Here is a 19449-nt window from a genome sequence, read left to right as displayed (position 1 = left end):
GGGATCAGGCCCGTTCCGCCTTCGTCGTCGTGGGTTCGGCGCCCTCGGCGGACAAGAGCCCGTAGGCCCGCGCGAGCGCCTCGATCGGGTGGAGAACGTGCTTGCCCGTCTCCTTCACCACGCGGAGCCCTGCCAGCGTGCAGTCGCTCACGACCATGTCCGGCTCCGCGTCCGACACGCCGCGCACGAGCTTCTGCGCGTAGCGGCGCCCCGTCTCGTAGTTCGCCGCCTTCATGCCCCACGTCCCGTCGACGGCCGAGCACTGCTCGATCACGCGCACGTCCGTGTCGGGCACGACGCCGAGCACGCGCGCGCCGGGAAACCCGACCTTCTGCGCGCGCAGGTGGCAGGCCGCGTGATACGCGACCTTGCCGAGCTTCTGCGGGAACTCGCGCACGAGCTTCTTCTCGCGGCCGAGCTTCACCAGGAACTCCATGAGGTCGATCGTCGCCGCCGCGACCTCCTTCGCCTCCGGCGTCGGCAGGTACTCCGCCCACTCCTTCTTCATCGTGTAGCCGCACGTCGGTCCGGGCACGACGATCGATCGGCCCGCGCGCACGTGCGGCAGGAGCAGCTCCACGTTGTGCTTGATCTTCTCGGTCGCGGCCTTCACGTCGCCGCCGTCGAGGTTCGGCATCCCGCAGCAGGTCAGGCTCGCGCCGCGATCCTCGCCCACGCCGGGATACCGCACGCGCACGCCGTTGTGCTCGAGCACGCGCACCGTCGCGCGCGCCACGCTCGGCACGTTGTACTCGCCGTAGCAGGTCGCGAAGAGCACGACCTCGCCGTTTTTCCCCGCCTTCTCGGAGGGCTCGTGCCCCTCGAGCCACGCGCCGAACGTCTGCCCTGCCATCGGCGGCAGCGGGAACTCCGCCGAGATGCCCGTCACCTTCTCCTGCACCTTGCGCACGAGGCTCGACGCCAGCACGAGGTTCGAGATCGGCGCCATCACGCCGCCGCCCACGGCGCCGATCGCCTGCGGCTCGCCGAGGATCTTGTCGACGAACGCGATCCCATCCCGCGCGGCGCGGTTCGCTCGCTCGCGGGCCATCAGCCGCGGGAAATCGAGCAGCTCCGACGAGCCCTCGTCGGGCGTGTACGGGCACTTGATATAACAGAGCTTGCACTGCCAGCAGGCGTCGCTGACGGCCTTGATGTCCGCGTCGTCGATGAGCTCTGCGCCCTCGGCGCGGCCCGACTCGATCGCCTTGTCGACGCGGTTGAACAGCTCCGGGAACGAACCGCAGTAGCCGACGCACATGCGGCACTCGTGACAGATCTGGAACGCGCGGCGCAGCTCCGCTTCGAGATCCCGCGCGTCGTAGTAACGCGGATCGTGCGGGCTCGTTGCCGGCGGGGCCTTGGGCTTGCGAGGGATGACGCTCACGGCTTGATCTCGTCTCCGGTTCGTCCGGGCAAAGGGGAGGGCGCGTGTTTCCGCGGCTGGCGCGCGGGAGAGCAGCGTTTGCCGCTCGCCCGCGCGCCGCGCGGCGCGCTCGATCAGCTCAGAAGTCGAGCGAATCGAGGGCCTTCGCGAAGCGGCCCGCGTGCGACTTCTCGGCCTTCGCGAGCGTCTCGAACCACTCGGCGATGTCGTCGAAGCCCTCGTCGCGGGCCGTCTTCGCCATGCCGGGGTACATCGTCTCGTACTCGTGCGTCTCACCGGCGACGGAGGCCTTGAGGTTCTTCTCCGTGTTGCCGATCGGCAGGCCCGTGGCGGGATCGCCGACCGCCTTCAGGTAGTCGAGGTGGCCGTGCGCGTGGCCCGTCTCGCCGTCGGCCGTGTCCTTGAAGAGGCCCGCGATCTCGGGGCGCCCCTCCACGTCCGCGACCTTGGCGAAGTAGAGATAACGGCGGTTCGCCTGCGACTCGCCGGCAAACGCGTCCTTCAGGTTCTGGTGGGTTCTGGTTCCTGCGAGGTTCGCCATGGGTGATCTCGTCTCCTTCGTACTTCCAACGATGGGGAGCAACTGCGTGGTGAAACTAGCGTGGTTTGCCCGCGCGCGCCCGGCCCGACGTGGGCTCGTCCGCGGCGCAGGCCTCGCACAGCCCGCGGTAGATGCGCTCCACGGCGCGCAGGGAGAACCCCGGCGCGGCCGCGCTCACGCTGGGACCGAGCTCTGCGATCGGCTCGCCGTCCGCGCACGAGGGCACGTCGCGCACGAGGCCGCAGCGATCACACACCGCGTGGTTGTGCGGCGTCATGTTCGCGTCGAAGCGCGCCGCGCCTGGCGACAGGCTCAACGACACGCAGAGCCCGGCCTCCGCGAGCGCGTCGAGCGTGTTGTACACGGTCGCGAAGCTCATCGTCGGCATCGCGGGGCGGAGCCGTTCGAAGAGCTCCTGGGCCGTGGGGTGCGTCGGGTCGCCCGCGAGCTCGCGCGCGATGGCCAGCCGTTGCGGCGTCAGCTTGAGGCCGGAGGCCCGGACCCGCGCCAGCGTCTCGGCGAAACGTGCTTCGGCCTCGGGGCACGCGTTCGGCACGTCCGGTGGATACTTAGAATCTTTCTCAGCTGCAAGGGCTCCCGAGTTGAGGAAAATCCCTACAGTTCCCTGCGTGATGGTCCTTCGCCGGGCGGCCGGGCCCGAGAAATCGTGGAGAATCTCACGGGTTTCGCCTGGCGCACGATCCATCGGGGACTCGAACACGCATGGACGGCCTTGCCAGACAAAAATCCCCCTGACATACTGTCGCCCCCTCGCAAACCGGGTCCGCGTACACGTGTACCTGCGCACCGCGAGGAAAACGAAGGACGACAAGGCCCCGCGCGGCCCGGGGGAACAGGGCCCCGCACGACGGAAACGAGAGGACGCGTTCAGAGATGCCTACCGACGCCATTCAGTGCAAACCGCTCGAGGTCGCCGTGGGCGACAAGGGAATCGAGCGCGCGATCAAGCACCTCAAGCGGAAGATGGCCGCCGAGGGCATCCTTCGTGAGCTCAAGAGGCGCCGGCACTACATGAAGCCCTCGGTCAAGCGCCGCAAGAAGGCGTCCGAGGCTGCCCGGCGCCGCCGCAAGCGGTCCAAGATGGACGTGATGCAATAGCCCGGCGGCGCGTCCGCGCGCCCCCGAGGATGTCGACGATGACGCCGGCCGCTCCGCGGAGTCCGGCGTTTCGTCGTTTTGTTCGACCTTGAAACATCTCATTCTCACCACCTCCTACCCGACGAACGAGGCCGACCCTTCCGGCCACTTCGTCCGCGCCGAAGCGCGTGCGCTCGCGCGGCAAGGGCACGAGGTGCACGTCGTCGCGCCGGGAGGATCACCTTTCGACGCACCCACGCGTGATCCCGCGGCGCCCTCGCTCCACGTGCATCCCGCGGGCGGCGGCGCGCTCTTCGGCTGGCCGGGCGCGATCGCGCGCGCGCGGCGTGATCCCGCGCGCCTGCTGCACGCGCTACCGTTTGCCGTCGCGGCGCGTGCGCGTGCGAGCGCGATCGGCGCTGTCGATCGCGCGATCGCGCACTGGATCGTGCCCTCGGCGATCCCGGTGCTCCTCGGTTTTCCCGCGCCGCTCGAGGTCGTTGGTCACGGCGCCGACGTGCGCCTGCTCTGCGCCATGCCAACTGCAGCGCGCCTCTTCCTCGTTCGTGCCCTCCTCGATCGCGACGCCTCCTTCCGCTTCGCCGCGGCCGCCTCCCTCGACGCCCTCTCCCGCGCGCTCCCCGCGCCGCTCGCCGCGCGCCTCGAACGCAAGAGCCGCGTCGAGCCCGTCCTGCTCGACCTCCCCGACGTCACCTCACGCGCCCATGCGCTCCGCGCCTCGCTCGATCTTCCCACGTCCGCGGACAAACTCGTCGTCGCCGCGGGCCGCCTCGTCCCTTCGAAGCGCGTCGACCTCGCGATCGAGGCTGCGACCTCTGCCTCGATGTCGATCGTCGTCGTGGGAGACGGCCCGCTGCGCGCCGAGCTCGAAGCTCTCGCGCGTGGCCGCGCCGCGCATGCGTGGTTCGTCGGCCTCGTGCCGCGGGACGAGGCGCTCGCGTGGATCGCGGCGGCGGACGTTCTCCTGCATGCTTCGGCGGAGGAGGCTGCGCCCACCGTCGTTCGCGAGGCGCGCGCCCTTGGCGTGCCCGTCGTCGCGTGCGCGGCGGGGGACGTCGGCGTGTGGGCGCGGCGCGACCCTCGACTCGTCGTCGCCGCGCCCGACGTCCAGGCCCTTTCGGCCGCGCTTCGGGCCGCCGTGGCTGCGCGTTCGTAGGGCACCTTCCCGAGCTCGTGAGGACGTACAAAAGCGACGAACGAGGCTCTTGCAATCCTCGACAATTCGACTAGGGTGCCGCCTCGCGCTGCGGGGCAAACACCACGCAGAGCGGCTCGGGGCGTAGCGCAGCCTGGTTAGCGCACTTGACTGGGGGTCAAGGGGTCGGTGGTTCAAATCCACTCGCCCCGACAAGGTCCGGAGGATGAAAGTCCTCCGGACCTTTCGGTTTTTTGTGGTCCGGCCGAACGGGACGCTGACGAAGGCCCTTCGCGCTTCGGCGCGTCGAGCCTTCGAGATCCGTCTTGTCCGGGGGTTTGGAGGAAGCGCGGCAATTCGGGCCGCGCAGGCTCATGAGGGGGCTGCCCCAGGCGTCGCGAGCGGTTCGAGCCTGGGAAGGCCGAGCGAGGCGTACTCCGTACGTCGAGCGAGGCCGACCGACGGATCGGGGGCTTGGGGGCGCAGCTCCGCTTGCGGAGCGGAGCCCCCAAACGTCGACCGACGCGCAGCAGCCTGGGGCAGTACCCTCACTTGAAGCCGATACGGAAGTTGACCGGTCCGCAGTCGGGCGCGTCGTCCATCGACAGCGTCGCCTCGTGACGGCCGGGGTCGCCCGTCACCGTGATGCTGCCGCCCGTGCTGCGGTCGCCCTTGTCGCCGATGCCGATCGGCAGGTCGAGCGCCGCGCCCGCGCCGCTCCAGGTCAGGCGCATCGTCGCCGTCGGCTGCTGATCGGCGGGGCTCAGGTTCTCGCCTTTGAACTCGATCACCAGGCGCTCTGCGTTCGCGATGTCCGAACGGAACGTCGCCTTGGCGCCGCAGTCCATGCGGAAGCGGTGCGTATCTCCGCGCTTGATCGACAGCGCGGCGGAGGGCGGAGGCTGGAACGCGTCGCCCTTCTTCGGCGGCGGAACCTTCACGACGATGCAGCCCGTGGACGCCGCGGCGAGGAGACCGAGCGTCGCGATACGCGCGGCCCCGGAAAGAAACGCGGAAACCTTCTTCGACATGACAAGCGCCTCCATCGAGCCCGCCGGCCCCCTCCGCGCCCGTGCGGGTACGAATCGGCGGCTACCATTTCGCGTATAAACGACGTCGGTGGGAAGATCCACTCTTTCACGCTCGCCGTGGCGCGCCGCGCGCGTCGTAGTATCGTCCGCGTCCCATGGCCGAATCCACCCCCGATCTCCGCGACTTGCCCAAGGACCGCGCCTACGACGAATTGGACCGCACGCTCGAAGCCGTCCTCGCGGGCCTCGAAGATCCCATCGCGGTGATGGCCACGATGAGCGCGCTCTTGCATCACGGCTTCGGCCATCTCTGGACCGGCTTCTACCGCGTCGTCGGCCCCGACCTCCTCCGCGTCGGTCCTTATCAAGGCACGCTCGGCTGCCTCGAAATTCCCTTCGGCAAAGGCGTCTGCGGCGCCGCGGCGCGCGAGCGCCTCAGCGTCGTCGTCCCCGATGTCCACGCCTTCCCCGGCCACATCACCTGCGACGGCCGCTCCCGCTCCGAAATCGTCGTCCCGGTCTTCGATGCCTCGGGCGCGCTCCTCGCCGTGCTCGACATCGACTCCGACCGCCCCGCGGCCTTCGACGACGAGGACCGGCGCCGCCTCGAAGCGATCGTCGGCTGGTTCGCCCGCACGCGCTGAGGCTGCATCTTCCCTCTTCGCAGCCCTCCCCGCCTCGCTTACACTCGGCTGCATGCTCCGCCCCACCTTGCGAATGCCGTGCGGATATCCCGACGCGGCGCCGCATCTCCGCGACGAGGCCCGCCTCCTGCAGCGCGAGCTCAAGCGTTGGGCGTATTCCATGAGCCCCGACGGCCAGTTCGGCCCTCGGACCGATGCCGCCGTGCGCCATTTCCAGCGCAAGCGTGGCCTCAAGGATGACGGCGTCGTCGGACCACGCACCTGGGACGCCGTCCTCGATCCCGACGCGAAGGCCATTGGCGCGAGCTTCCAGTATCAGCCCGCGGGCGCCGCGGATCCCACGCCCTCGGCCCCCGCCGCGCCGAAACCCGCGACGCCCGCGCCCGAACCTGCCCCGGCAAACCCCGGCGCGGGCGGGGCCGGATGGATGGCCATCGCGCGCAAGGAAGAGGGCGTCCGCGAGACCTCGGGGCGGGCGGCCAATCCGCGCATTGTCGAGTACCACGCGACGACCACGCTCCGCGCGCAATCGGACGAGATTGCGTGGTGCGCCTCGTTCGTGAACTGGGTCCTCAAGAAGGCCGGCATCAAGGGCACGAACTCGGCCGCCGCGGCGAGCTGGGTGAAATGGGGCGCGCCCACGACCGCGCGCCAGGGCGCGATCGCCGTCATTTACAATGCCCGCGCCGCGAACTCGTCCCTCTCGACCTCCGGCAATCACGTCGGTTTCCTGGTCCGCGAGACGAGCACCCATTACGTGCTCCTCGGCGGCAACCAGTCGAACTCCGTGAAAGAGTCGAGCTTCGCCAAGACGAAATGGCGACTCAAGGCTTATCGCTGGCCGTCTTCCTGATTCTCACCGCTTCGTCGCGGGCCCGCCGAGCGTCTCGTCGAGCGAGCGCGCGGGCGGGCGGCAATCGCGGGGCGAGAGCTCGACCCGCGCGATCCCTTCCACCATGAATCGGTGCTCGCTGCCCTGCGCGTCCCATACCACGACGCGCCGGATGGCCGCGAGATCGCCACGCGCCGCGAGGACACGATCGACCTCGATCCGGGCCCGCACGCAGCCGGGGCGTGGCATTCGCGGGGCCGCCTCGATCACCGCCATCCACGCGCGCGCCGCGTCTGCGCGGACCACGACCTCGAACGCCGCGTCGAGGCCCTCCGCGAGGAGCGCGGTGAGCGCGACGTACGGCGTGTCGTCGATCGTCGACCTCGCAATCACGTAGCCTCGACGCACGAGCGAGGCCTCGCTCCCGTTCGCGAGCAGGATCTCCTCGGCCGGATCGTCCGCGAAGATGCGCACGATGGGCTCGCCGCCGTCCTCGCCCCGCCAAGCGTCCACGAGCTCCGCCGTCTCCTCCACGCGCCCCGCGCGCTCGCGGGTCTTGCGCAATGCCGCGCGGAGCGCCAGCGTGCCCTTGTACAGCGCCGAAAGCTCGGCGACGAGGTCCCCCGCGAGCGCCGCGATCGGCCCAGGACACACGAACCTCGGCGAAAGCGAAAGCGCCTCGTCCCGCAGCCGATCCGCCCCTCCGCCCTTCCTCGTCGGGCCCCCCTCGTCCTGCCGCTCCAGGAGGAGCAGCGGGCACGAAACCCACGGCGCCGGCGGCTCCGTGGAGAGAGATGTATCAGGTCGACAAACAGGGGCCGCGCGCGGCCGGATCGCCCGCGTGTTCGCCCGCCCGAGCGCAATGCCGGACGCGCCTTCCGCCCCGATCGCGGACGCCGGCGCGCCCTCTCTCCACGGGGACACCGGGGCCCCCGCGAGGGCGTAGAGCCATGCCAAACCCGTTGGATCGAGCGCATGGAGCGCGTCGCGCATCTCCGCCGGCATCGACTCCATGCGCGCCCCGATTTCCCGGACGACCCACCCTTCGTGTGGCTTCATGGCCTCCCGCACGGCGTCCCACGCCCGCGCGATCGCCGCCGACCCGCCCCGCGCGTGGGCCTTCTCCAGAAAGCCCCGCGCCTCCTCCTCGTCCGCGCGGATCAATGCGAGGATCCCCGTGCAGCCGAGCAGGAATGGATCCGACCCGCCGTGCTCCGCGGCCTCCCGCAGGTTTCTCCGGGCCACCTCGAACGAGGCCTCGCCCGAAGGCACGCCGAACGCCTGCAGCATCGCGTTGACCCGCAGGAGCGCGAGCCCCGCGCGGCCCAGAATCCGCGGCCTCCGCGGATCGTCCCAGCGCGCGCGCGAGGCCGCCTCCGCGAGCGCCGCGCGCGCCTCGTCCGCGCGACCTTCCAGTTCGAGCACGCGCGCGAGCGAATACGACACGCCCGAAAGGAGCGCGAGCAGCCCCGGCCCCGCGTCGAGCCGGAGCCACACCCGGCCGAGCCGTTCCCGCAGGGCGAAGAGCGCCTCGCTCGACTCCCGCGCCCGCCCGCGCTCGGCGCGCGAGATCGCGTGCGAGCACTCGGCCGCGCAGAGCGCCTCCAGAATCGGCAGGTGAAGCGTCCCCGCGAAGCGCGCGCGCACCGCGGCCATCCGCGCCTCCGCCTCCTCGTGCCGGCCGAGCGCGTCGAGCGCCGTCACCTCATTGCACGCGACGGCCGCGGCGACCTCGAAGAACGGCGTCTCCGTCACGCCCGCGAGCCGCTCCCGCAGCGCCGCGAGCGCCGCCACGGCCTGCGCTCCGTATCCCGCAAGCGAGAGCGTCGCCGCCGCATTCGCAGCCCCGAGCGCAACGAACGCGGGCATCGGCGCCGCCGCGGACGCCTCCGCCCGGCGCGCGAGCTCCATCGCCGCGTCGAGCGCCCGATCATACGCGCCCATGCGCCCGAGCGAGAACACCGCCCCGCAAAGCGACGCCGCTTCCACGGCGCGAGCGCCGTGCCCCTCGGCGCTCGCGGACGCGACGCGGGCCATCGAAAAATGGTTCGCCGCGGTATCGTCCCAGCCGAGCTCCTGGCAGCAGACGCCGGCCGCGTGCGCCGCGTCGGCGAGCACGGCCGCGAGCCACGGCGGCTCGCCCGTCAGGCGCATCTCCTCGGCGAGCTCGAGCGCCATCCCGAGGTGCTTGCATGCGTCGGCCCACTCCTCGCGGCCCGCGTGGAGCTTTCCTTGCCGGTACGACGCCAGAAGCACGCACGTGAGGAACTCGCGATCCTCGAATCGCCGCGGGAAGAAGCGCCGGATCACCTCGCCGTAATCGGAGCCACCCGGCTCGCCGGACTCGACCGCGAGATCCCCGAGCGCGACGAGGGCCCGCGCCGCGTCCCGCGCGCCCCCCTCGTCGCGGATCTCGCCACGCGCGATCTCCAGGTACGCCTTGCGCGCGGCGCGATGATTCCCCTCGGCCCGCAGCGCCGCCGCGCGGACGAACGGGTCTCCCTCGATGAGCCGCACGCTCTGCGGCGTGCGCGCGCTCGAGGGCGACGAGCCCCGGTCCTCCACGACGAGCTTCGACGAAGGCGGCGGCGACGAATCCGGCCCGACGCGCCCGCGCCGCGCCTCGATCGCGGCCCAGAGATCCCGCGAGCTCGGCCGCGCCGCCTCGCCCACGTCGAGCGGGCTCTGGCGCCGGAGGCATTGCACGAACCGCAGATAGGCGTGGGCGAGGCTCTTCGGATCCGCGGCCGACTCGACCTCCGCCGCGATCATCGCGCCCCGCGCGGCGCGCTCGTTCCAGGGGATCGTCGCGAGCGCGAGGTAGGGCCCGAGATCCCGCCCCATCACGTTCGTCGTCTCGTAGATCAGCCCTTCGAGCTGCTCCTTGGCCTCTTGCACGAACGCGCGCCCGCCCTCGCCCTCCTCCACGCGCACGAGCAGCGGAAACAGCGGGAGCGGCCGACTCGCGTCCACGAGCGCGCGCCGCGCGTGAGCGAACCTGCCGAGATCGATCGCCTCCTCCAGCGACGCGTCATCCACGAGCAGCACGAGTTTGTCCACGAGGTGCGCGGCGAGCAGCGCAGTCGCCTCGGTCCGGCCCGAGGGCACGTTCACGAGCACCTCGTCGTACCGGGCCCGCAATGCGCGCCCGAGCGGGGCGAGCAGCCACGAACACTCCTCGATGACCCGCGCTCGCGTCACCGCCGATCGCGACCCCTCGGCGGGCCAGTAAAACAGCTCGGCCGGCGCTCCGCCGAGCTTCAGGGGCACCACGCGGATGCCCGCGCTGCCGCCTTCGAGCTGCATGATCCCCGCGCGCACGACGGCCTCGGGCGGAGCTTCCCGCCCGCGCCCGGACAGGAGCGGCGAGACCGCGGCGCGCACGCCTTCGAAGAAATCGACGACGCCCGCACCCCTGCGCCCCTCGCCTCGCCCCTGAAAATATCGCTCCAGCGCGGGCTCGTCGACCGCCAGATCCACGATGAGGACGCGCTTGCCTTTTTGCGCCAGCAGCGCGCCCACATTGGCCACGGCCATCGCGCGCCCGACGCCTCCGCGTGCCGAAGCGATCCCGACGATGATCCCCTGCCGATCGCTCACGCCGCCCTCGTCCCGTCCCCTCCCCGCGCCCGGGAATCCGACGGGCCCCGGACTCTACCGGACCGGGGTATCGCCTGGCAATAGATGCCCCGCTTTGGTGAGCGTTCTTCCAGCCAATGACGCATGCTCCGGGCATCGGTATCTCGACGAACCGCCGCTCCGGTGCTTACCTCGCGCGGCCAGGAAACGCAGAGGAGACGAGCCGTGGATCCGAGAGAGAGCCAAGCGACCCCCGAAGGCGCCATCGTGGTAAACGACCGCGTCCACGTCCCCCCGTCCGCCCTCACAGTGACGACGGCGCGCTCCTCCGGCCCCGGCGGTCAAAACGTCAACAAGGTCGAGTCCAAGGTCGACGTCCGGGTCGATCTCGGCGCGATCGTGGGCCTCGACGACGGCGCGCGGGCACGGCTCCTCGCAGCGGTGCGGACGCGCCTCGACGCCGAGGGCAAGCTGCGCATCACGAGCCAGAGGACGCGGGATCAACTGAAGAACCTGGCGGACGCACACGAAAAGATCCGCGCGCTCGTCGCAGCAGCCCTCGTCGCGCCCAAACCACGCAAGCCCACGCGCCCCACCCGCGGCGCAGTCGAGCGGCGCCTCGACGAAAAGAAACGCGCCGGGGAACGCAAACGGTCACGCGCCGGCCGCGGCGAGGATTGATCGAAGCGCTTCGCTGGGGCTTTGCCCCAGGCCCCACCAGGAGCTATCCGCTCCTGGACCTGGACCAGCGCAAGCGCTGGACTCGTGGTCGATGAACTGCGCGATGCGCAGTTCATCGAACGGGCCGATGCAAGACCACGAGCGACGCTGCCAACCAAGACAGCAGCGCTGAAGGTTCAACCAGCGAGGCGGTCCCACCGGCCTGTGGGAAGAACTGCGCGGCGCGCAGTTCTTCCCCAAATGGTCCAGGGCTGGCCCTGGTCCGGGTCGAGGGGCGGATAGCCCCCGCGGGGTCCGGGGCGGAGCCCTGGCGCGGCGGCCTCCCGAGGGTCGTCCTACGGCGCGTCCGCTCCCTGCGACCCGTCCTGGATGGGCACGGAGACGTGCTCGTGCACGATGAGCCATTGCCCGTCGCGCCATGCCCATACCACGGTCCAGCGTGCGTCGAACGACTCTGTCATGCCGTCTTGGAACGTGATGTCGAAATGCACGACGGTGGCGCCCAATGCGTGGTTTCCTTGAACGTCGATCCGGGCGTCGTCGCGGACCTTGGCTTTCAGGCTGGTGAACTGCCCGAGAAGTTCCTTCACACCCTTCTCGTAGGCTGTCCAGCCTCGGTGCTCGAGGGGCGTGAAATCGAAGAAAACGAGGCCATCGTCCTTCGCGTAGAATTGGGCGGTTTTCTGCGGATCGAGGGTGCTCCAGGCGTCCCACGTGCGCTGCATGAGCTCTGTGGTGGGCTTCTCGGGCGCGCTTTGCTCCGGCTCGGAGGTTTTGGCCTTCTTGCAGCCCATGGGCGCCGTGACGAGCGCTGGAATCGATAGCGCGGCGGCCAGGGAGAGTCCGGCGAGGAGAGAAGAGCGAACCTTTTTCATGCGCGTCGCCTCCTGCGAATCGCGGCGAGCCGATGCACGCAGCGGGCCGCCGGCCGGGGCCGCTTGGACGAAAATTCGACGCTTTCAGCCCGAGAGGAACCGGAAAGAGGCGATCGGGAGAACCGGCGTCGTCAATTCAGGAGAAGCCCGACCCGTCGAAGAAACCTATGCTTTCAGGAGGGAAGACCTATTGCAGTGGCTTGTTGACATCGCGTCGATATGTCACGTAATGTAAGCGCACACAGTCGAGTCGCTGACGGCGCCGTGGCAACCACGGGAGGACGGGATGGGGACGGGGTTGGGATCGTCTTGCCGATCGCATGACGAGGGCGGGGCGCTCCTCGACCTTGCGCTTCGTGCGTCGGGCGCGGGACATTGGTCCTGGGACCTGGGGGCGCAGGAGGGCTACTGGTCCGACGAAGTGTACCGCATGTTCGGGCAGCTCCCAGCCGCGGACGGGGGCTTGGTGTCGGGCGAGATCTGGCGCAAGGCCGTCCATCCCGAGGATCTTGCGCCCACGCAGGCGCGCTTCGCGGCGGCCTTCGTGGAGGGCGACGAGTTCGTCTCCGAATATCGCATTCGGCGATCCGACGGCGCCATCCGGTGGATTCGATCGCGGGGACGTGTCCTCCGGGACGACCCTGGACGGCCGCGCATGATCGGCGTATCGCTCGACGTCACGCCGGAGAAAACCCAGGAAGCTCGGCTCCGCGCCAGCGAAGAGCGGTTCGAGACGGCGGTCGAGAGCTCCCTCGACGCGGTCGGCATTTATTCGGCCGTGCGTGACGCGTCCGGCGCCATCGTCGATTTTCGCACCGATTACGTCAACGCCGCCGCGTGCGAGCTCGGCCGGATGTCGCGCGAGGCGCAGATTGGCAGGACGCTGCGCGAGCTCTACCCCGCCCCGCGCGCCGCGCGTGGCATCGCGCACTATGCCCGGGTCGTCGAGACGGGCGAGCCCCTCTTCAAGGAGGCCTTCCATTACGAGGACGAGAACGACGACCCCGAAGGGCGCCTCGAGCGCGTCTACGACCTGCGCGTGGTCCGCATGGGCGACGGGTTTCTGGCCACGTGGCGCGACATCACCCCTCGCGTGCGCAGCGAGCAGGAGGTCCGCCAAACCAAGGAGATGCTCCAATCGCTGATCGACAACTCCGCGGCGTCCATCTTCGTCAAGGACGCGAACGGCCGTTTCCTCCTCGCGAACCCGCGCACGCAGGCGAACTTCGGGCTGCCCCTCGATCGAATCCTCGGAAAGACCGACCACGAGCTCGTCGCTCCCGCCATTGCCGACGCCTTCCGCCAGAACGACCTCGACGTGATCCGCTCCGAGCGCGTGATCGAGCGCGAGGAGGAGATGGTCATCGACGGCAAGGTCCACACCTTCCTCTCGCTCAAGTTTCCGCTGCGGGATCGCCACGGCAAACCTTACGCCGTCTGCGGCGTGGCGACGGACATCACGGATCGAAAACGATTCGAGGAGGCGCTGCGCGAGAGCGAATTGCGCTTCCGCAACATGGCGGACACCGCCCCCGTGATCATCTGGGTCACCGAGGCGGACGGCGCCAAGAGCTTTCTCAGCCAGCGCTGGTATGATTTCACCGGCCAACCCCCGGAGCGCGCCCTCGGTCGCGGCTGGCTCGAGGCGCTCCACCCGAGTGACCGCGACGAGATAGCGGCCCAGTTCCTCGCGGCCTCGCGCCTCTGCGAAACCATCCGGTTCGAATACCGCTTGCGGCGGAAGGACGGCGAATACCGCTGGGTGCTCGACTCGGCGACCCCGCGGTTCGGCCCGCGGGGCGATTTTCGCGGGTATGTCGGCTCGGTGGTGGACATCAGCGAGCGCAAGCGGCTCGAAGACGGCCTCCGCGCGAGCGAGGAGCGGGCGCGGGCACGAGCCCACGAGATGGAGGCGATGATGGACGCGACGCCCGCCGCGATCTGGATCGCGCATGATCCGCAATGCCACCTCATCACCGGCAGCCGCACCGCGTACGAGATGATGCGCGTCCCGCTCGGGCAGACGAACATCTCGAAGACGGGGGCGGAGGGCGACACCGTCCCGCACCTGCGGATCTTCCGGGACGGCCAGGAGGTCCGCCCCGAGGATCTGCCCATCCAGCGAGCCGCGCGTGGAGAACCGGCGCGCGATTGGGAGGAGGAAATCGTCTTCGACGACGGGGACCGCATCACCATCTTCGGCAGCGCCGTCCCGCTGCGCGGCCCGAACGGCGAGGTGCGCGGCTCCATCGGGGCCTTCGTCGACATCACGGCGTTCAAGAGGGCCGAGGCGGCGCTGCACAGCGAAAGGCAGCGGACGGAGGAGGCGCTCCGGGCCGCGGACCGCCGCAAAGACGAGTTTCTGGCCATGCTCTCGCACGAGCTCCGAAATCCCCTCGCGACGATTCGCAATGCGGTCTCCGTGCTCCGCTGCACGCGCTCGGAGAGCGCGCGCGTCGAGCGGCTGCACGACATGATCGACCGCCAATCCGAGCAGCTCGCGCGGATGGTCGACGACCTGCTCGACGTCGGTCGAATCACGCAGGGAAAGCTGAGCCTCCGCAAGGAGCGCATCGAGCTTGGTGCGATCGTGAGCCGCGCGGTCGAGACGAGCCGCCCGCTCATCGACGCGGCCGGGCATACGCTCTCCCTCAAGCTGCCCGGGGGCCCCATCGTGCTCGAAGGGGATCTCGGCCGGCTCTCGCAGGTCCTCTCGAACCTCCTCAACAACGCGGCGAAATACACCGAGAGCCGGGGCCTCATCCGGCTCGCGGCCGAGGTCCGGGACGACGAGGTCGAGATCCGGGTGGAGGACAATGGAATCGGCATCGCGCCCGACGTCTTGCCCCATGTCTTCGACCTCTTCACGCAAGCGAGCCGCGCCATCGACCGCGCGCAGGGCGGCCTCGGCATCGGCCTCACGCTGGTGCGCACGCTCGTGGAAATGCACGGCGGCAAGGTCTCGGCGCGCAGCGGCGGCATGGGCCAGGGCGCCGAATTCACCTTGCGCCTGCCGATATGCCACGCCGCGAGGGCAGAAGAGCGCGCCGCGCCGATGAGCGCGGAGCGCGAGCTTTCGCCGCGGAGCGCGCACCGCCGCGTCCTCGTCGTCGACGACAACGTCGACGCCGCGGAGAGCCTGGCCCTCATGCTCGGCTACCTCGGGCACGAGACCCGCGTCGCGCACGACGGGCCGAGCACGCTCGAGATCGCCGCGGCGTTCCTGCCGGAGGTCGTCCTGCTCGACATTGGCCTGCCGGGGATCGACGGCTACGAGGTCGCGCGCCGCCTGCGCGCGCAGCGCGAGACGCGTGCGGCGCTCCTCATCGCGCTCACGGGGTACGGGCAGGAGGAGGATCGAAGGCGGGCGCGACGGGCCGGCTTCGACCACCACCTCACGAAGCCGGTCGACCACGACCGGCTGCTCTCCCTCATCGACACGATGGCGGCCGCGGTCGACGTCTCCGCCTGACGTAACGAGACTCCGAACGCGACCTTCCCTTCTCCGCCCCCCCTCGTGCAACATGCGCGGACGGAGCAGGTGCATGCAGCGCGTGATCGATGCCTTCTGGGAGCGACTCGAGGACAACGTCACGGAGTCGTGCACGCGCGTGACCGCGGCGAACATCCCTTTTTATCGGGACATGACGCTGGCGGAGCGGCACGGGACGCTCAAGCGGGCGTTCGAGGCGATGGGCCACGACCTCGCGGCGAGCGAAGCGCAGACGTTCCCGGCGCTCTTGCGGAAGCTCGGGGAGCAACGCTCGGGGCTCGGCGTCACCATCACGGACGTCCTCCGGGCCATGCTCATCGGCTTCGAGGTCGTGACCGAGGATTTCGCGACCTTCTTCGCCGAAGACCTCGAGGCGCGCCTCCACTGGGAGCGGGTCCGCGCGCGCGTGAGTTACATGAGCGCGGCGGCCCTCGCGGACGCGTATCTCGCGGCGCGCGAGAGGCTCGTGCGCGCGCAGGCCGAGGAGATCGTGCAGCTCTCGGCGCGGGTGCTCCCGCTCTACCCGGGGATCCTCGTCTTGCCGCTCGTCGGGGCGATCGACGCCACGCGCGCGGCGCACCTCACGCCGCTCTTGCTCCAGGCCGTCGTGGAGAACCAAGCCCGGGTCGTCTTGCTCGACGTGACGGGTTTGCCCACGGCCATCGCGGAGACGGCCGAGCATTTGATGGGCGCGGCGCGGGGCGTCGAATTGCTGGGGGCGACGCCGATCCTCGTGGGCGTGCGGCCACACATGGCGCGCGCGATGGTCGAGGCCGGGGTCGACCTCGGAGGGCTCCGGTCCCGCGCGGACCTTTCGAGCGGGCTGCGTGATGCGCTCGACCAGCTCGGCCTCGCGATTGCACGCAAGCGCTAGCCCATCGAACCGTTTGGCGATCGGGCTCGCCCCTGCTCGCGACATGCGTGATCACGCAACTTCGACCTGCGTGATCACGCAAGCTCGCTCTTGCGTGGTTGCGCAAGCGGCAGCCGGGAGGGGGCCGCTCGTTGGTGTCCCTCCGAGGCGGAGGAGCGGGCAGCACGCCTCGGGGACAAAACAAAAAAAAGCCGAGCGGTCGTGAAACCGCTCGGCATGTGTGGGGAGCCAATGTTTTGTATCGAAGGGCCGTTCAGGCCATGGGCTTAGCAGAGCAGGAAGAAAGTGACGCGCGCGAAGTCTCCTTGCGGCACCTGGGTGCTGATGGGGATGAGATCGGCGGCGGAGCTCGGCAGGCCGCGCTCGCCGGCCGGCTGGAGCTCGAACTTCGCGTTGATGAGATCGGTCGACTTCTTGCCGATACAATACTTGCCCTGATTGGTCATCATCACGTCGTTGAGCTGCTCCTTCAGGTCACCGAGGGACGCTCCTTTCCAGGTGGATACCTTGACCTGATTCCCGAAGTGATCCCCTACCTTGTCGCGCTCGAAGAAGACGAGCTCTGCTCCTTTGTTCGTCTCGACCGTGTAGAGGTAAAGCCGCCGGTCCTGAATCGACAGATTCGCGTCGCTCACCTTTTGGGCGAGGTCCTTGGCATTCCCGTAGAACGTGTGCGCCTCGGGGGTACGCGAGTTGATGACGCAGACCTCGCGGACCTTCGCCGCGGGCGCCGCCTCGGGCGCCCCGTACGCAAACCCCGTCGTGGCCAGCATCGTCGCAGGCAAGACCCATTTCATGACATTGGCCGATAGCCGCATGATGTCCTCCTCGTACGTCGACCTTCTCGACCGTACGGGAACCGCCCTCCGCAAGGCACATGCCACCCTGGACATAGCCGACGACGCTCGGACGATCCCGACGCTGCCAATGCTTCGGGCTCTCCGCTCGACGGGAGGAAGGGCGCATGCATGCTGGGCGCGAGGAGGAGGCGAGCGATGGGCATCGATTTCGACGAGGCACGACGGAGGTGGGACGCGAGCGCGGAGAAAGAGGAGGAATGGCTGCGCTCGCCCTCGGTCAACCGGGCGCTGCGGTTTCGTGAAATCGAGCGGCGCCTCGCTTCCGTGCGAACCATCCTGGACGTCGGGGGAGGCACGGGCGCCTTCTCCCTTCCCCTCGCGCAGCGCGGATTCGAAGTCGTCCACGTGGACTTCTCGCCGGCCATGTTGGACCTTGCGCGCCGCAAGGCCGGAGGGGCCACGAACATCCGGTTCGTGGAGGCCAATGCAATCGACCTATCCATGTTCCCGGATCGATCCTTCGACCTCGTGCTGAACACGGATGGACCCGTCTCGGGGGCCGGCGCGGAGGCAGAGCGGGTGCTCCGCGAGAGCTGTCGTGTCACGCGAAAGACGCTGATCGTGACGGCAGCCCACAGCGCGTGGGCTTTCCTGCGAAGGATCCGCAATCGCCCTGTCCCCGCGGAGATCCGCACCTTCCTGCCCGCCGAGCTCAAAGGGACGCTCTCAGCGCTCGGAATGACGGTGCTCCGCGCCGGCGGGCTCGGCTCGCTCGCGCACCTGTGCGGGGACGATTTCGTGAAGGGCGTCCTCGCGAATCCCGATTCCGTCGAGCCTTTCCTGGACGAATGCGAGCGCTTCGACCGCGACATCCTGCCGGACGGGCCGGGGACCTACGACGATACGGGGCTCATCGCGGTCGCCGAGAGCGCTTGATCCGGCAAATCCGCGGCGAAGCTCTGCCAATCCGCGTGCGCGCGGAGCTTCGCCACGACGATCGGCAGCGGATGCGCATACACCGCGGGATCGGTCGCCTCGCCTGGCTCCGTCGCGACGTAGGCCAGCCGTTCGTGGGGCGGCTCGAAGGCCGTGTCGATGCCGGGCTTGTTGCCGCGCGCGTCGATCCGATACCAGCCGAGGCCCGGCAGGTGGACGGCATTGAAGCCGTGCAGGCAAAAGCCCGATGCATGAGCGAGCCGCTGATACCCGAGCCCCGCGGGGAGGCCGCTGGCGCGCAGCAGGGCCGCAAGCAGGTGGCTCTTGGCATAGCAGAAGCCGACGCGATGGCGCAGCACCTCGGACGCCGTGCACGTGAGCGGCCCGGCCTGGATGTCGAGGGTATGGCGCACCTCGTCGCGCACCCACGTGAAGCAACGCCGCGCGATCTCGATCGGCCCTTCGGCCCCCTGCGAAAGCGCGGCCGCCTGCGCGCGCACCTCGGGATGTTGCCAATCGATGACGTCGGTCGTGGCCAGGTAGTCGTTCGCCATTCCTTCTTCGCGGTCGTACACCGAGCTCACAACCTGCGCAAGGCCTCCGCGAGCCCGCGCGACAGCGACGAATACGTCGCCAAACCCGACACGTCGAACCCGCTCGTCACGAGCTTCCTCGCCCCGGCCGCGCCGATCCCCGTCACGATCACGCTGGCGCCGACGAGCTTCACGGCGGCGATCACGTCGAGCATGGCGCGCAGCGCGACGGCGTCGAGCTTCGAGACCCCGGTCACGTCGAGCAGGAGCAGCCGCGCGCCGCTCTCGACGACGGCCGAAAGCACGCGCCCGCAAAAACGCGCCGCCCGCTCCTCGTCGAAGGGGCCGACGAGGGGCGTCAGGAGCAGCCCTTCCCGGAGCGCGAGAATGGGCGCGCCGCGCTCCAGCAGCTCGTCGGCTTGCAGCTCGATGATGCTGCGGGCGGCTTCGAGGGCCTCGATCTGCACGCGGAGGCTGGCGTTCGCGTGTTCGATCTCGCGGGTGCGCTCGTGCACGCGCTCTTCGAGCTCCTCGCGGGCGCGGACGAGCTCGGCTTCGGTGCGTTTTCGCTCGGAGATGTCGCGAATCACGCTGACGAGCGTCCTGCCCTCGTCGACACGTTTCGTGCTCACCTCGACGGGGAACGTGCTGCCGTCCCGGCGCCGATGCGACGTTTCGAAGAGCAGCCCTTCGCAGAGCGCGCGCGCCAATTGCTGTCCGATGTCGGCCTGGGTGCCGGGATCGCGCAGATCGCGGATGGAGAGCGCGCGCAGCTCGTCCTGCGAATAACCATAAGCGTGGGAAGCGGCCGGGTTTGCTTCGAGGATCCGGCCGTCGTTCCCGATGAAGAGGATGATGTCCCGCGCCTCCCCGAGGAGCGCTTCGTAAGGTAGCCTCATGGTCCCACCCGAGGGCCCTCTCTTACAAGGGTCGCTCGGGCCGATCCATCAGAAATTCGTCACGGCGGGTGGGAATGACGTTACGCACTG

General features: G+C 69.6%; 17 protein-coding genes and 1 tRNA gene. 9 read left to right on the top strand and 9 right to left on the bottom strand.

The window, feature by feature from the left end; genetic code table 11:
- Positions 1-4 precede the first annotated feature (4 nt).
- From QHF85_RS27355 to QHF85_RS27345, 3 genes are all read right to left on the bottom strand, one after another.
- Positions 5-1387, bottom strand: coding sequence for a heterodisulfide reductase-related iron-sulfur binding cluster (locus QHF85_RS27355; RefSeq protein WP_281330272.1), 1383 nt, complete (start codon positions 1385-1387; stop codon positions 5-7).
- A 118-nt stretch (positions 1388-1505) separates the two neighbouring features.
- Positions 1506-1928 carry a rubrerythrin family protein gene (locus QHF85_RS27350; protein WP_281330271.1) on the bottom strand — a complete coding sequence of 141 codons (423 nt, stop codon included), beginning with the start codon at positions 1926-1928 and terminating at the stop codon, positions 1506-1508.
- Positions 1929-1983: 55 nt separating this feature from the next.
- A complete protein-coding gene (locus QHF85_RS27345) occupies positions 1984-2484 on the bottom strand; it encodes a Fur family transcriptional regulator (protein WP_281330270.1) in 501 nt (166 codons plus the stop codon).
- Between the two features lie 338 nt (positions 2485-2822).
- Here QHF85_RS27345 and rpsU point away from each other — a divergent pair, with 338 nt between their 5' ends.
- From rpsU to QHF85_RS27330, 3 genes are all read left to right on the top strand, one after another.
- Positions 2823-3047, top strand: coding sequence for a 30S ribosomal protein S21 (gene rpsU / locus QHF85_RS27340; RefSeq protein WP_136928365.1), 225 nt, complete (start codon positions 2823-2825; stop codon positions 3045-3047).
- A gap of 88 nt (positions 3048-3135) precedes the next feature.
- Positions 3136-4203, top strand: a complete 1068-nt coding sequence (locus QHF85_RS27335; RefSeq protein WP_281330269.1) for a glycosyltransferase — start codon at positions 3136-3138, stop codon at positions 4201-4203.
- A gap of 117 nt (positions 4204-4320) precedes the next feature.
- Positions 4321-4395: transfer RNA gene (locus QHF85_RS27330), tRNA-Pro, on the top strand.
- 335 nt (positions 4396-4730) lie between these two features.
- Here the strand turns inward: QHF85_RS27330 and QHF85_RS27325 are convergent.
- On the bottom strand, positions 4731-5213 hold the full coding sequence (locus tag QHF85_RS27325; protein ID WP_281330268.1) for a hypothetical protein: 483 nt from the start codon (positions 5211-5213) through the stop codon (positions 4731-4733).
- Positions 5214-5368: 155 nt separating this feature from the next.
- On the opposite strand from QHF85_RS27325, the gene QHF85_RS27320 reads away from it, so the two are divergent.
- Together QHF85_RS27320 and QHF85_RS27315 are read left to right on the top strand one after the other, a co-directional pair.
- Positions 5369-5857 (top strand): GAF domain-containing protein, encoded by a 489-nt coding sequence (locus tag QHF85_RS27320; RefSeq protein WP_281330267.1) that lies wholly within the window; start codon positions 5369-5371, stop codon positions 5855-5857.
- Between the two features lie 52 nt (positions 5858-5909).
- A complete protein-coding gene (locus QHF85_RS27315; RefSeq protein ID WP_281330266.1) occupies positions 5910-6710 on the top strand; it encodes a TIGR02594 family protein in 801 nt (266 codons plus the stop codon).
- A gap of 3 nt (positions 6711-6713) precedes the next feature.
- On the opposite strand, the gene QHF85_RS27310 is transcribed toward QHF85_RS27315, so the two are convergent.
- Positions 6714-10289, bottom strand: a complete 3576-nt coding sequence (locus tag QHF85_RS27310) for a hypothetical protein (RefSeq protein WP_281330265.1) — start codon at positions 10287-10289, stop codon at positions 6714-6716.
- Positions 10290-10493: 204 nt separating this feature from the next.
- On the opposite strand from QHF85_RS27310, the gene arfB reads away from it, so the two are divergent.
- The gene (arfB, locus tag QHF85_RS27305; protein WP_281330264.1) at positions 10494-10949 is read left to right on the top strand and encodes an alternative ribosome rescue aminoacyl-tRNA hydrolase ArfB; all 456 of its coding nucleotides are present in this window, start codon (positions 10494-10496) and stop codon (positions 10947-10949) included.
- Positions 10950-11284: 335 nt separating this feature from the next.
- On the opposite strand, the gene QHF85_RS27300 is transcribed toward arfB, so the two are convergent.
- Positions 11285-11824: a nuclear transport factor 2 family protein gene (locus QHF85_RS27300; protein WP_281330263.1), complete on the bottom strand. Its 540-nt coding sequence runs from the start codon at positions 11822-11824 to the stop codon at positions 11285-11287.
- A gap of 286 nt (positions 11825-12110) precedes the next feature.
- Here QHF85_RS27300 and QHF85_RS27295 point away from each other — a divergent pair, with 286 nt between their 5' ends.
- Together QHF85_RS27295 and QHF85_RS27290 are read left to right on the top strand one after the other, a co-directional pair.
- The gene (locus tag QHF85_RS27295) at positions 12111-15296 is read left to right on the top strand and encodes a PAS domain S-box protein (RefSeq protein WP_281330262.1); all 3186 of its coding nucleotides are present in this window, start codon (positions 12111-12113) and stop codon (positions 15294-15296) included.
- Between the two features lie 73 nt (positions 15297-15369).
- Positions 15370-16191, top strand: coding sequence for an STAS domain-containing protein (locus QHF85_RS27290; protein ID WP_281330261.1), 822 nt, complete (start codon positions 15370-15372; stop codon positions 16189-16191).
- Between the two features lie 266 nt (positions 16192-16457).
- On the opposite strand, the gene QHF85_RS27285 is transcribed toward QHF85_RS27290, so the two are convergent.
- On the bottom strand, positions 16458-17009 hold the full coding sequence (locus tag QHF85_RS27285; RefSeq protein WP_281330260.1) for a hypothetical protein: 552 nt from the start codon (positions 17007-17009) through the stop codon (positions 16458-16460).
- Between the two features lie 177 nt (positions 17010-17186).
- On the opposite strand from QHF85_RS27285, the gene QHF85_RS27280 reads away from it, so the two are divergent.
- Entirely contained in the window at positions 17187-17927 is a 741-nt protein-coding gene (locus QHF85_RS27280) for a class I SAM-dependent methyltransferase (protein ID WP_281330259.1), read from the top strand.
- On the opposite strand, the gene QHF85_RS27275 is transcribed toward QHF85_RS27280, so the two are convergent.
- Positions 17885-18502 carry a transglutaminase family protein gene (locus QHF85_RS27275; protein ID WP_281330258.1) on the bottom strand — a complete coding sequence of 206 codons (618 nt, stop codon included), beginning with the start codon at positions 18500-18502 and terminating at the stop codon, positions 17885-17887. The genes QHF85_RS27280 and QHF85_RS27275 overlap by 43 nt on opposite strands.
- Positions 18503-18507: 5 nt before the next feature.
- Positions 18508-19359, bottom strand: coding sequence for a PAS domain S-box protein (locus tag QHF85_RS27270; protein ID WP_281330257.1), 852 nt, complete (start codon positions 19357-19359; stop codon positions 18508-18510).
- Positions 19360-19449: the final 90 nt, after the last annotated feature.

This window comes from Polyangium sp. 6x1, assembly GCF_029946515.1.
Taxonomy (GTDB): domain Bacteria; phylum Myxococcota_A; class Polyangia; order Polyangiales; family Polyangiaceae; genus Polyangium.
Note: the sequence above shows the minus strand (reverse complement) of the source record. Positions and strands in the feature narration are given on the sequence as shown.

Bases quoted from the DNA above. Each gene is read 5' to 3' on its own strand.
- QHF85_RS27350 (WP_281330271.1), bottom strand. From the start codon at position 1,928: ATGGCGAACCTCGCAGGAACCAGAACCCACCAGAACCTGAAGGACGCG.
- rpsU (WP_136928365.1), top strand. From the start codon at position 2,823: ATGCCTACCGACGCCATTCAGTGCAAACCGCTCGAGGTCGCCGTGGGC.
- QHF85_RS27325 (WP_281330268.1), bottom strand. From the start codon at position 5,213: ATGTCGAAGAAGGTTTCCGCGTTTCTTTCCGGGGCCGCGCGTATCGCG.
- QHF85_RS27320 (WP_281330267.1), top strand. From the start codon at position 5,369: ATGGCCGAATCCACCCCCGATCTCCGCGACTTGCCCAAGGACCGCGCC.
- QHF85_RS27315 (WP_281330266.1), top strand. From the start codon at position 5,910: ATGCTCCGCCCCACCTTGCGAATGCCGTGCGGATATCCCGACGCGGCG.
- QHF85_RS27300 (WP_281330263.1), bottom strand. From the start codon at position 11,824: ATGAAAAAGGTTCGCTCTTCTCTCCTCGCCGGACTCTCCCTGGCCGCC.
- QHF85_RS27295 (WP_281330262.1), top strand. From the start codon at position 12,111: ATGGGGACGGGGTTGGGATCGTCTTGCCGATCGCATGACGAGGGCGGG.
- QHF85_RS27290 (WP_281330261.1), top strand. From the start codon at position 15,370: ATGCAGCGCGTGATCGATGCCTTCTGGGAGCGACTCGAGGACAACGTC.
- QHF85_RS27285 (WP_281330260.1), bottom strand. From the start codon at position 17,009: ATGCGGCTATCGGCCAATGTCATGAAATGGGTCTTGCCTGCGACGATG.
- QHF85_RS27280 (WP_281330259.1), top strand. From the start codon at position 17,187: ATGGGCATCGATTTCGACGAGGCACGACGGAGGTGGGACGCGAGCGCG.
- QHF85_RS27270 (WP_281330257.1), bottom strand. From the start codon at position 19,359: ATGAGGCTACCTTACGAAGCGCTCCTCGGGGAGGCGCGGGACATCATC.